The organism is Bacillus sp. XB1, from assembly GCF_053557995.1.
This window is the reverse complement of record NZ_JBNRIL010000008.1, coordinates 24837-36980: the sequence shown is the minus strand read 5'-3', so window position 1 is coordinate 36980 and position 12144 is coordinate 24837. Positions and strand designations below refer to the sequence as shown.

Annotated in this window: 12 protein-coding genes; all 12 read right to left on the bottom strand. The window is 41.0% G+C overall.

What is annotated here, in order from left to right:
- Window positions 1–2: 2 nt before the first annotated feature.
- Window positions 3–281, bottom strand: a complete 279-nt coding sequence (rpsS, locus tag ACK1U5_RS26880; protein ID WP_000124454.1) for a 30S ribosomal protein S19 — start codon at window positions 279–281, stop codon at window positions 3–5.
- A 60-nt stretch (window positions 282–341) separates the two neighbouring features.
- Window positions 342–1172 (bottom strand): 50S ribosomal protein L2, encoded by an 831-nt coding sequence (gene rplB, locus ACK1U5_RS26875; RefSeq protein WP_000511583.1) that lies wholly within the window; start codon window positions 1170–1172, stop codon window positions 342–344.
- A gap of 28 nt (window positions 1173–1200) precedes the next feature.
- Window positions 1201–1491, bottom strand: coding sequence for a 50S ribosomal protein L23 (gene rplW, locus ACK1U5_RS26870; protein WP_001205558.1), 291 nt, complete (start codon window positions 1489–1491; stop codon window positions 1201–1203).
- Window positions 1491–2114: a 50S ribosomal protein L4 gene (rplD, locus tag ACK1U5_RS26865; RefSeq protein ID WP_001127258.1), complete on the bottom strand. Its 624-nt coding sequence runs from the start codon at window positions 2112–2114 to the stop codon at window positions 1491–1493. Before rplD ends, rplW begins: the two co-directional genes overlap by 1 nt.
- Before the next feature lie 25 nt (window positions 2115–2139).
- On the bottom strand, window positions 2140–2772 hold the full coding sequence (gene rplC / locus ACK1U5_RS26860) for a 50S ribosomal protein L3 (RefSeq protein ID WP_000160207.1): 633 nt from the start codon (window positions 2770–2772) through the stop codon (window positions 2140–2142).
- A 34-nt stretch (window positions 2773–2806) separates the two neighbouring features.
- On the bottom strand, window positions 2807–3115 hold the full coding sequence (gene rpsJ / locus ACK1U5_RS26855) for a 30S ribosomal protein S10 (protein ID WP_001040596.1): 309 nt from the start codon (window positions 3113–3115) through the stop codon (window positions 2807–2809).
- Between the two features lie 400 nt (window positions 3116–3515).
- The gene (tuf, locus tag ACK1U5_RS26850; RefSeq protein ID WP_001029614.1) at window positions 3516–4703 is read right to left on the bottom strand and encodes an elongation factor Tu; all 1188 of its coding nucleotides are present in this window, start codon (window positions 4701–4703) and stop codon (window positions 3516–3518) included.
- 117 nt (window positions 4704–4820) lie between these two features.
- Window positions 4821–6899, bottom strand: coding sequence for an elongation factor G (gene fusA, locus ACK1U5_RS26845; RefSeq protein WP_000090370.1), 2079 nt, complete (start codon window positions 6897–6899; stop codon window positions 4821–4823).
- A gap of 208 nt (window positions 6900–7107) precedes the next feature.
- A complete protein-coding gene (rpsG, locus tag ACK1U5_RS26840; protein ID WP_001137491.1) occupies window positions 7108–7578 on the bottom strand; it encodes a 30S ribosomal protein S7 in 471 nt (156 codons plus the stop codon).
- 29 nt (window positions 7579–7607) lie between these two features.
- Complete coding sequence (gene rpsL / locus ACK1U5_RS26835; protein ID WP_001142341.1) at window positions 7608–8030, bottom strand: 30S ribosomal protein S12; 423 nt, start codon at window positions 8028–8030, stop codon at window positions 7608–7610.
- A 114-nt stretch (window positions 8031–8144) separates the two neighbouring features.
- Window positions 8145–8393, bottom strand: coding sequence for a 50S ribosomal protein L7ae-like protein (locus tag ACK1U5_RS26830; protein WP_000121837.1), 249 nt, complete (start codon window positions 8391–8393; stop codon window positions 8145–8147).
- A 113-nt stretch (window positions 8394–8506) separates the two neighbouring features.
- On the bottom strand, window positions 8507–12118 hold the full coding sequence (gene rpoC / locus ACK1U5_RS26825) for a DNA-directed RNA polymerase subunit beta' (RefSeq protein ID WP_000567939.1): 3612 nt from the start codon (window positions 12116–12118) through the stop codon (window positions 8507–8509).
- Between the last annotated feature and the right edge of the window lie 26 nt (window positions 12119–12144).

The following is a 12144-nucleotide window of genomic DNA, read 5'->3' as shown; positions in this document are numbered from 1 at the left end:
CATTATCTTCTAGTTTTCTTATCGTCAGCAAGGTGACCTTTGTACGTACGAGTTGGTGCGAATTCACCTAACTTATGGCCAACCATATCCTCAGTGATGTACACAGGTACGTGTTTACGACCATCATATACAGCGATTGTGTGTCCGATGAACTGAGGGAAGATTGTTGAACGGCGAGACCAAGTTTTAACAACTTGTTTTTGCTCAGATGCAACTAATTTTTCCATTTTGCTCATTAAGTGATCATCGACAAATGGTCCTTTTTTTAAGCTACGAGCCATTTTGGTGCCTCCCTTCGTGATTGGCGTACGGTTCTAGAAATGAACCGTACTACAATCCCATTATTTTTTACGACGACGAACGATGAATTTGTCAGACGCTTTGTTTTTCTTACGAGTCTTGAATCCAAGAGTTGGTTTACCCCATGGAGACATTGGAGACTTACGTCCGATTGGAGAACGTCCTTCACCACCACCGTGTGGGTGATCAACCGGGTTCATTACAGAACCACGAACTGTTGGGCGTTTACCTAACCAGCGAGAGCGACCTGCTTTACCGATTTTGATAAGTTCGTGTTGTTCGTTACCTACTTGACCGATTGAAGCGCGACAAGCAGATAATACAAGACGTACTTCACCAGAAGTTAAACGTACAAGTACGTATTTACCTTCTTTACCAAGTACTTGAGCAGATGTACCAGCAGAACGAACTAATTGTCCGCCACGACCAGGCTTAAGCTCGATGTTATGAACAACAGTACCTACTGGAATGTTGATTAATGGTAATGCGTTACCGATTTTAATGTCAGCTTCTGGGCCAGACATAACTTCCATACCTACTTCTAAAGATTTAGGAGCAAGAATGTAACGTTTTTCACCGTCAACGTAGTTAATTAATGCGATATTCGCAGAGCGGTTTGGATCGTATTCGATCGTAGCAACGCGTCCTGGAATTCCATCTTTGTTACGCTTAAAGTCGATGATACGGTATTGACGCTTATGTCCGCCACCTTGATGACGTACAGTGATTTTACCTTGGTTATTACGACCAGCCTTCTTGCTTAAAGGAGCAAGTAATGACTTTTCGGGTCTATCAGTCGTGATTTCAGCGAAATCATTCGTAGTCATATTACGACGACCGTTAGTAGTTGGATTATACTTTTTGATTCCCATCTCAATTTCCCTCCTTCTTTAGTAAGAATTAAACGCCTTGGAAGATTTCGATTTCTTTGCTGTCAGCAGTTAGCTTAACGATTGCTTTACGACGACGGCTAGTAAAACCAGCGTGACGACCAACGCGTTTTGCTTTCGGCTTGTAGTTCATGATGTTCACTTTTTCTACTTTAACACCAAAGATCGCTTCAAGAGCATCTTTAACTTCTGTTTTATTAGATTTAACGTCCACATCGAACGTGTATTTTTTTTCAGCCATCATTTCCATAGAACGTTCAGTGATAACTGGGCGCTTAATGATATCACGAGGATCTCTCATTATGCAAGCACCTCCTCTACTTTTTCCACTGCCGCTTTTGTCATGATTAGCTTATCATGATGAAGCACGTCTAAAACGTTTACGCCATCAGCAGTGATTACTGTTACTCCAGGGATATTGCGAGCAGATAACTCTACAGATTCGTTTGCATCAGCAGTTACGATAAGAGCTTTCTTCTCAACAGTTAATCCTTTAAGTACTGCTAGCATATCTTTTGTTTTTGGTGCATTTAACACTAGGTCTTCAAGAACTACAATGTTGTTCTCAACTACTTTAGTAGCTAATGCAGATTTGATTGCTAAACGACGAACTTTCTTAGGAAGTTTGTACGCATAGCTTCTTGGTGTAGGTCCGAATACCGTACCACCACCACGCCATTGAGGAGAGCGGATAGACCCTTGACGAGCACGTCCAGTTCCTTTTTGACGCCATGGTTTACGACCACCACCGCGAACTTCAGAGCGAGTTTTTACTTTGTGTGTACCTTGACGTAAAGATGCACGTTGCATCATTACAGCTTCGAAAAGTACAGCTTCATTTGGTTCGATACCGAAAATAGCTTCAGCTAATTCGATTTCACCAACCTGTGAACCAGTTTGGTTATATACAGTAACTTTTGGCATTGGAATTCCTCCTTCCTATTGTGAATTATTTGCTAACCTTCACAGCGCCTTGAACAACTACAAGAGATTTCTTAGCACCTGGAACGTTACCTTTTACTAGTAATAAGTTGCGCTCAGTGTCAACTTGAACGATTTCTAAGTTTTGGATAGTAACTTGGTCTCCACCCATACGTCCAGCAAGTTTTTTGCCTTTGAATACACGGTTCGGAGCAACTGGGCCCATTGAACCTGGACGACGGTGATAGCGAGAACCATGAGACATAGGTCCGCGAGATTGTCCGTGGCGTTTGATAACACCTTGGAAACCTTTACCTTTAGAAATTCCTGTTACATCAACGATTTCACCTGTAGCGAATACGTCAACTTTTACCTCTTGACCAACCTCTAATCCGTCCACGTCTGCATCGCGGATTTCGCGAATGAAGCGCTTAGGAGTTGTAGATGCTTTAGCAGTGTGGCCTTGTTCAGGTTTGTTAGTTAACTTTTCACGTTTATCTTCAAATCCTAACTGGATTGCATTGTAGCCATCAGTTTCAGTTGTTTTCTTTTGAAGAACAACGTTTGGATTAGCAGCGATAACTGTTACTGGGATTAACTCACCGTTCTCAGCAAATACTTGAGTCATACCGATCTTTCTTCCTAAGATTCCTTTGGTCATGAGTTACACCTCCTACATTTTTAAGTTATATAAATTATAGTTTGATTTCGATATCTACACCAGATGGTAAGTCTAAACGCATTAATGAATCTACTGTTTGTGGAGTAGGACTCACGATGTCGATTAGACGTTTGTGCGTGCGCATTTCGAATTGCTCACGAGAATCTTTGTACTTATGAACAGCACGAAGAATTGTGTAAACAGTTTTTTCAGTTGGTAATGGGATCGGACCAGAAACTGTTGCCCCAGAACGCTTAGCTGTTTCTACAATTTTCTCAGCTGACTGATCAAGAATACGGTGATCGTAAGCTTTTAAACGGATACGAATTTTTTCTTTTGCCATTATTTTCCCTCCTTCGTTCGCCTATTTCTAAAATAGACCTTCTCCATGGAAATTTCCCCACACCATGCCATGGCAAAGCGGCCGGGTGTGTCAGCAACCTTCCACTTCATCGCAGTCAAAGACCAACATTGTCTATTATACAATGTTATTCGTCTAGATGCAAGCATCTTTTTGTTTGCATCTGCTTTTCTCTACTTTTGCTATTATACATGGCACTTTAAAGAATTTCAAGTTTTCATCTAACAGAATTCATTTTACAGTTTCTGGATTATCTTTTGTTGTTTTTATATTACTATAGAAGAAACTCGTCAAAACAAAAAAAACACTCTCTTCTCCCTTATATAAACGCAAACAAAAAACCTAAGGGAAAATCCCTTAGGTTTTTTTATATCAGTTAAGATTACTCAACGATAGTAGCAACTACACCGTAACCTACTGTACGTCCACCTTCACGAATAGAGAATTTAGTTCCCTCTTCGATAGCGATTGGAGCGATAAGTTCGATAGTCATTTCGATGTTGTCACCAGGCATTACCATTTCAGTACCTTCTGGTAATTGGATGATACCAGTTACGTCAGTTGTACGGAAGTAGAACTGAGGACGGTAGTTAGCGAAGAATGGAGTGTGACGTCCACCTTCTTCTTTAGATAATACGAAAACTTCAGCTTTGAATTTAGCGTGAGCTTTTACAGAACCGCTTTTTGCAAGTACTTGTCCACGTTGGATGTCTTCACGAGCAACCCCACGAAGTAAAGCACCGATGTTGTCTCCAGCTTGAGCTTGGTCAAGAAGTTTACGGAACATCTCTACACCAGTTACAGTTGTAGAAGCATTTTCTTCAGCAAGACCGATGATTTCTACTACGTCACCAACTTTAACGATACCGCGCTCAACACGACCAGTAGCAACTGTACCACGACCTGTGATAGAGAATACGTCCTCTACAGGCATTAAGAATGGTTTGTCAGTTTCACGTTCTGGAGTTGGGATGTAAGCATCAACTTCAGCCATTAATTCAATGATTTTTGCTTCCCAATCAGCTTCTCCTTGAAGAGCTTTAAGAGCAGAACCTTTGATTACAGGAATGTCGTCGCCTGGGAATCCGTATTCAGATAATAGGTCGCGAACTTCCATTTCTACTAATTCTAATAATTCTTCGTCATCTACCATGTCGCATTTGTTTAAGAATACAACGATGTAAGGAACACCTACTTGACGAGAAAGAAGGATGTGCTCACGTGTTTGAGGCATTGGGCCATCAGCAGCAGATACTACTAAGATACCGCCGTCCATTTGAGCAGCACCAGTGATCATGTTTTTAACATAGTCAGCGTGACCTGGGCAGTCAACGTGTGCATAGTGACGAGTTTCAGTTTCGTACTCAACGTGTGCAGTTGAGATTGTGATACCGCGCTCTCTTTCTTCTGGAGCAGCATCGATTTGATCGTATCCGCGTGCTTCAGCACCACCAGCTTTTGCAAGAACTGTAGTGATCGCAGCAGTTAATGTAGTTTTACCATGGTCAACGTGGCCGATTGTACCGATGTTAACATGGGGTTTAGAACGTTCGAATTTAGCTTTAGCCATTCTAAATTCCTCCTTAGTTTATATAGGTTATTTTATATTTAGACTAGAAAGTGAAACTTACGTCCCACTTTCTAAGCTTACATAAGTAGTTATACTTGAACAATCGATAAAAATCAATTATTCACCTTTATTTTTTTTGATAATTTCTTCAGAAACAGACTTTGGTACTTCTTCATAGTGGTCAAACACCATAGAGAATGTTCCGCGTCCTTGAGTGTTAGAACGTAATGACGTTGCATAACCGAACATTTCAGAAAGTGGAACCATAGCGCGAACAACTTGTGCGTTACCGCGAGCTTCCATACCTTCTACACGTCCACGACGAGATGTTACGTCACCCATAATGTCACCCATGTACTCTTCAGGAATTACAACTTCAACTTTCATCATTGGCTCAAGAATTACTGGGCTACATTTAGAAACCGCAGCTTTAAGTGCCATAGATGCAGCGATTTTGAACGCCATCTCAGATGAATCGACATCATGGTAAGATCCGTCAACTAATGCAGCTTTAATGTCAACTAGTGGATAACCAGCTAGTACACCATTTTTAAGTGCATCTTCAAGACCTGCTCCAACAGCTGGGATGTATTCACGAGGAACTACACCACCGACGATCTTGTTTTCGAATTCGAATCCTTTACCTTCTTCGTTAGGTTCAAACTCAATCCAAACGTGACCGAATTGTCCACGACCACCAGATTGACGAGCGAACTTACCTTCAACTTTCGCAGCAGCGCGGAAAGTCTCACGGTATGCTACCTGAGGAGCACCAACGTTTGCTTCCACTTTGAATTCACGACGCATACGGTCAACGATGATATCAAGGTGAAGTTCACCCATACCAGCGATGATAGTTTGGCCAGTTTCTTGGTCAGTGTGAGCACGGAATGTTGGATCTTCTTCAGAAAGCTTAGATAATGCTGTACCCATTTTATCTTGGTCAGCTTTAGATTTTGGTTCGATAGCTACAGAGATAACTGGCTCTGGGAATTCCATAGACTCAAGGATAACAAGGCTCTTCTCGTCACAAAGAGTATCACCAGTAGTAGTATCTTTTAAACCTACAGCAGCAGCGATATCACCAGCGTAAACTGTTGAAATCTCTTCACGGCTGTTAGCGTGCATTTGTAGGATACGACCTACACGCTCACGCTTACCTTTAGTTGAGTTTTTCACGTATGATCCAGAGTTTAACACACCAGAGTACACACGGAAGAACGTTAACTTACCAACATAAGGGTCAGTCATGATTTTGAATGCTAAAGCTGCGAATGGTTCTTCATCGCTAGACTTACGTTCTACTTCTTCATCTGTATCCGGTAGAGTACCTTTAATAGCAGGTACATCTAGTGGAGATGGAAGGTAGTCGATAACTGCGTCTAACAGAATTTGAACACCTTTGTTTTTGAATGCAGAACCACAGATTACTGGGAAGAATTCTACAGAAGTTGTAGCCTTACGGATACCAGCTTTAAGCTCTTCTACAGTGATTTCTTCACCTTCTAGGTACTTCATCATCATTTCTTCATCAAGCTCAGCTACCGCTTCAATAAGTTTTCCACGGTATTCTTCAGCTAATTCTTTGTGCTCTTCAGGAATTTCAACACGTTGAATGTCTGTTCCTAAATCGTTACCGTACATGTAAGCACACTCTTCAACAAGGTCAATGATACCATTGAACTCATCTTCAGCACCGATTGGTAACTGAATTGGATGTGCGTTTGCTTGTAAACGATCGTGGATTGTTCCTACAGAGTATAAGAAATCTGCACCGATCTTATCCATTTTGTTAACGAATACGATACGAGGTACGCCGTAAGTAGTAGCCTGACGCCAAACAGTTTCTGTTTGTGGTTCTACACCAGATTGCGCATCAAGTACTGCTACAGCGCCATCAAGTACGCGTAAAGAACGTTCTACTTCTACTGTGAAATCTACGTGTCCTGGAGTATCAATGATGTTTACACGATGACCTTTCCATTGTGCTGTAGTTGCAGCAGAAGTAATTGTGATACCACGCTCTTGCTCTTGCTCCATCCAGTCCATCTGAGATGCACCTTCGTGAGTTTCACCGATTTTATGAATACGTCCTGTGTAGTACAGAATACGCTCAGTTGCTGTTGTTTTACCAGCATCGATGTGAGCCATGATACCAATATTACGAGTGTTTTCTAAAGAGAACTCTCTTGCCATTTGGTGTCTTGCTCCTTCCATATATGGATTGGATTTTTTTATTTTAAGTAGCAAAAAAGCCACTTTATATTGTTACACATGTCAGTATGTCCAGTACTCTCATTATGTAAAACGAGCGCCCGATGAAAGGGAGAGGCATTCTCCCTCTCCACACTTCCATAAGCGACAAATAAAGCGGTTTATGCTTACATTTATTTTACGTTGAATCCTACCAACGGTAATGAGCAAATGCTTTGTTAGCTTCTGCCATTTTATGAGTGTCTTCACGTTTCTTAACAGATGCACCAGCGTTGTTAGCTGCATCTAAGATTTCGTTAGCAAGACGCTCTTCCATAGTTTTTTCACCACGAAGACGAGCGTAGTTTACTAACCAACGAAGACCTAAAGTTGTACGGCGTTCTGGACGAACCTCAACTGGAACTTGGTAGTTAGCACCACCAACACGACGAGCGCGTACTTCAAGAACAGGCATGATGTTCTTAAGAGCTTGCTCGAATACTTCCATTGGCTCTTTACCAGTACGTTCGTTTACGATATCGAACGCATTATAAAGAATTGTTTGAGATTTACCTTTTTTACCGTCAACCATCATTTTGTTGATAAGGCGTGTTACTAGCTTCGAATTGTACATTGGATCTGGTAACACGTCACGTTTCGCAACAGGTCCTTTACGAGGCATATTGAGTTCCTCCTTTCATTTTAAAGTTATTATTTTTTAGCAGGTTTTGGTCTCTTAGTACCATATTTAGAACGTCCTTGCATACGTTTGTCAACACCAGCTGTGTCAAGCGCACCACGAACGATGTGGTAACGTACCCCCGGTAAATCCTTTACACGACCACCGCGAATTAATACTACGCTATGCTCTTGTAGGTTATGACCGATACCTGGGATGTAAGCTGTAACCTCGATACCGTTTGTTAAACGTACACGAGCGTATTTACGTAACGCTGAGTTAGGTTTCTTTGGAGTCATTGTACCAACACGAGTACATACACCACGTTTTTGAGGTGCAGAGATATCAGTTGATTTTTTCTTTAAAGAGTTAAAACCTTTGTTTAACGCAGGTGATTTAGATTTCCATACTTTATCAGTACGACCATTTCTCACTAATTGGTTAATAGTAGGCATTTGATTATCCTCCCTTCGCATGTTTGTATGACCACATATCCAGGTGGTTCATTATTAGTTGAAAACAAAGTTTTTGCAAGGAAGAGCAAATGCTCTCTCCTCACAAAAACAGTTTTAACTTATTATTCCTATTGCTGAAGCTCCCACTTGAATCCCCGAAGCTTTACCAAGCTTACGAACTGATTCAACTTTTGTTATGGGCACGTTATATTGCATTGCAACACGAATGATAGCATGGGTTAACCGCATGTCAGCATCCTCTGCGATGACAACTTCTTTAACTGTACCATTTTTGATTGCCTCCAATGTGCGTTTATGACCAACGACTACATTTTCAGCAGTTGATACTTTTTGATAAGACATATAAATATCCTCCAAAGCATCGTTCAGGAGCAACCTTGATTATAGTAACATTTTGACTCATACAATGTCAACTAAGATTAATTGTTTTTATACAAAATTTATGCCGGAAAATTTTACTGTTCCACATAAACCTCATCGTTTTCTACATTCATGTCATCTTGTGTTGTTTTTACAAGATCCACTTTGCGATAACGATTCATACCTGTTCCAGCAGGAACAAGTTTACCGATAATAACATTTTCTTTTAATCCTAGAAGTTCATCGCGTTTACCCTTAATTGCTGCATCAGTTAAGACACGAGTTGTTTCTTGGAACGATGCTGCAGATAAGAATGAATCTGTTTCAAGTGAAGCTTTTGTAATACCAAGTAGAACAGGTCTAGCTGTTGCTGGTTGCTTACCTTGCAGTAAGACCTTAGCATTCGCATCAGTGAACTGATGGATATCTAGTAATGTTCCTGGTAATACATCTGTTTCACCTGCATCACTTACACGAACTTTACGTAACATTTGACGTACCATTACTTCTACGTGTTTGTCACCAATTTCTACCCCTTGCATACGGTATACTTTTTGAACTTCACGTAATAAGTATTCTTGAACCGCCGTAATGTCCGTTACTTTTAGTAATTCTTTCGGATCAATAGAACCTTCTGTTAACTCTTTACCGTGGCTAATTGGCTGTCCTGGAGTTACTTTCAGACGAGCACCGTAAGGAATAGCATACGTACGAGCTTCAACTTCACCCTGTACAACTACTTCTTGGCGATCTTTAACGTCGTTGATCGCTGCGATAACACCGTCGATTTCACTGATAACTGCCTGACCTTTCGGATTACGAGCTTCGAAGATCTCTTGGATACGAGGTAAACCTTGAGTGATATCATCTCCGGCAACCCCACCTGTATGGAATGTACGCATCGTTAACTGTGTACCTGGCTCACCGATAGATTGAGCTGCGATAATACCTACCGCTTCTCCTACTTCTACGTCTGTTCCAGTTGCTAAGTTACGACCGTAACACTTCTTACATACACCGTGGCGAGTGTTACACGTAAACGCTGAACGAATGTTTACAGTTTCAACACCCGAATTTTCAACGATATGAGCGATATCTTCAGTAATTAATTGATTTTCAGCAACTAATACTTCACCTGTTTCAGGATGTTTTACAGTTTTTCTTGCAAAACGTCCAACAAGACGATCATATAATGACTCGATAACTTCATTACCCTCTTTAATCGCACCGATTAATAAACCGCGATCTGTTCCACAATCATCTTCACGAACGATTACATCTTGTGCAACGTCAACAAGACGACGTGTTAAGTAACCAGAATCGGCAGTTTTAAGTGCTGTATCAGCAAGACCTTTACGCGCACCGTGCGTAGAGATGAAGTACTCAAGTACTGTTAAACCTTCACGGAAACTCGATTTGATTGGAAGTTCGATGATACGACCAGATGGATTGGCCATAAGACCACGCATACCAGCAAGCTGAGTAAAGTTAGATGCGTTACCACGGGCACCTGAGTCACTCATCATGAAGATTGGGTTGCGTTTATTCAAGGATTTCATCAGTTTTCCTTGGATAACATCTTTTGCATTACTCCAAATAGAGATAACGCGATCGTAACGTTCTTCTTCCGTGATTAAACCGCGACGGAATTGTTTAATTACATTATCTACTTTTGCTTGTGCTTCGTGGAGAATTTCATCTTTTTCGCCTAATACAAGAATGTCAGATACCCCAACTGTAATACCAGCTTTTGTAGAGTACTTGAATCCTAAGTTTTTCATACGGTCAAGCATGCGAGACGTTTCTGTAATTTGGAAACGTTTGAATACTTCCGCAATGATGTTACCAAGGATTTTCTTGCTAAATGGCGCCACTTCTTCGCGACTAGCAATAATTTCTTTAATGTTCGCACCTTTTTCAACGAAATATTTCGCTGGTGTTTCTTTTTCAAGGTTTGAATTTGTTGGTTCATTAATATAAGGGAACGACTCTGGCAAGATTTCGTTAAATATTAATTTACCAACTGTTGTTAATAGAAGCATACTCTTTTGCTCTTCAGTAAATGTTGCGTTGTTTACTGCACTTGCAGCTACTGCAACACGTGTATGAAGATGAACATATCCATTTTGATATGCAAGCAATGCTTCGTTTGCATCTTTGAAGACCATACCTTCACCGATTGCACCTTCACGCTCAAGTGTTAAGTAATAGTTACCTAATACCATATCCTGAGATGGAGTAACAACTGGTTTACCGTCTTTCGGGTTCAAGATGTTTTGTGCCGCTAACATAAGAAGACGAGCTTCAGCTTGAGCTTCTGATGATAAAGGTACGTGAACGGCCATTTGGTCACCGTCAAAGTCCGCGTTGTATGCAGTACATACAAGTGGGTGAAGACGGATTGCGCGACCTTCTACTAATGTAGGTTCAAACGCCTGGATACCAAGACGGTGAAGTGTTGGTGCGCGGTTTAGAAGTACTGGATGTTCTTTAATCACAGACTCTAAAACGTCCCAAACTTCAGGTTGTACACGCTCGATTTTACGTTTCGCACTCTTAATGTTATGTGCTAATCCTTTTTCAACTAACTCTTTCATTACGAAAGGTTTGAACAGTTCAAGCGCCATTTCTTTTGGTAATCCACATTGATACATCTTTAAGTTCGGTCCTACAACGATTACAGAACGACCAGAGTAGTCAACACGTTTACCTAATAAGTTTTGACGGAAACGTCCTTGTTTACCTTTAAGCATGTGAGATAGTGATTTTAATGGACGGTTACCTGGTCCAGTAACTGGACGGCCACGACGACCATTATCGATTAATGCGTCTACAGCTTCTTGTAACATACGTTTTTCGTTTTGAACGATGATGCTTGGTGCACCTAAGTCCAATAGACGTTTTAAACGATTGTTACGGTTAATTACACGACGGTATAAGTCGTTTAAGTCAGAAGTAGCAAAACGTCCACCGTCTAACTGTACCATTGGGCGTAGTTCTGGTGGAATTACTGGTAGAACATCTAAGATCATCCAAGACGGTTCATTTCCAGAGTTACGGAATGCTTCTAATACTTCTAGACGTTTAATAGCACGAGTACGGCGTTGTCCTTGTGCTGTTTTTAATTCTTCTTTTAAGAAGTCTACTTCTTTATCTAAATCGATGTCTTGTAGTAGCTTTTTAATTGCTTCTGCACCCATAGCAGCTTGGAATGTGCTACCATATCGATCACGATATGCACGGTATTCTTTTTCAGAAAGTAATTGCTTCTTATCAAGTGGTGTATCTCCACTTTCTGTTACAACATAAGAAGCGAAATAAATTACTTCTTCAAGCGCGCGAGGGGACATGTCTAAGACAAGTCCCATGCGGCTCGGGATACCTTTGAAATACCAAATATGAGATACAGGAGCAGCTAATTCAATATGACCCATACGTTCACGACGTACTTTTGCACGCGTTACTTCAACGCCACATCGATCACAAACTACACCTTTATAACGTACACGTTTGTATTTTCCGCAATGACATTCCCAGTCCTTTTGTGGTCCGAAAATACGCTCACAGAACAAGCCATCTTTTTCAGGCTTTAACGTACGATAGTTAATAGTTTCTGGTTTCTTAACTTCACCGTATGACCAAGAACGAATCTTGTCAGGTGAAGCAAGTCCAATCTTCATATATTCAAAGTTATTTACATCTATCAAGGGGCCTACCTCCCTTTTAGTCTACA

Bases quoted from the DNA above. Each gene is read 5' to 3' on its own strand.
- rpsS (WP_000124454.1), bottom strand. From the start codon at position 281: ATGGCTCGTAGCTTAAAAAAAGGACCATTTGTCGATGATCACTTAATG.
- rplB (WP_000511583.1), bottom strand. From the start codon at position 1,172: ATGGGAATCAAAAAGTATAATCCAACTACTAACGGTCGTCGTAATATG.
- rplW (WP_001205558.1), bottom strand. From the start codon at position 1,491: ATGAGAGATCCTCGTGATATCATTAAGCGCCCAGTTATCACTGAACGT.
- rplD (WP_001127258.1), bottom strand. From the start codon at position 2,114: ATGCCAAAAGTTACTGTATATAACCAAACTGGTTCACAGGTTGGTGAA.
- rplC (WP_000160207.1), bottom strand. From the start codon at position 2,772: ATGACCAAAGGAATCTTAGGAAGAAAGATCGGTATGACTCAAGTATTT.
- rpsJ (WP_001040596.1), bottom strand. From the start codon at position 3,115: ATGGCAAAAGAAAAAATTCGTATCCGTTTAAAAGCTTACGATCACCGT.
- tuf (WP_001029614.1), bottom strand. From the start codon at position 4,703: ATGGCTAAAGCTAAATTCGAACGTTCTAAACCCCATGTTAACATCGGT.
- fusA (WP_000090370.1), bottom strand. From the start codon at position 6,899: ATGGCAAGAGAGTTCTCTTTAGAAAACACTCGTAATATTGGTATCATG.
- rpsG (WP_001137491.1), bottom strand. From the start codon at position 7,578: ATGCCTCGTAAAGGACCTGTTGCGAAACGTGACGTGTTACCAGATCCA.
- rpsL (WP_001142341.1), bottom strand. From the start codon at position 8,030: ATGCCTACTATTAACCAATTAGTGAGAAATGGTCGTACTGATAAAGTA.
- ACK1U5_RS26830 (WP_000121837.1), bottom strand. From the start codon at position 8,393: ATGTCTTATCAAAAAGTATCAACTGCTGAAAATGTAGTCGTTGGTCAT.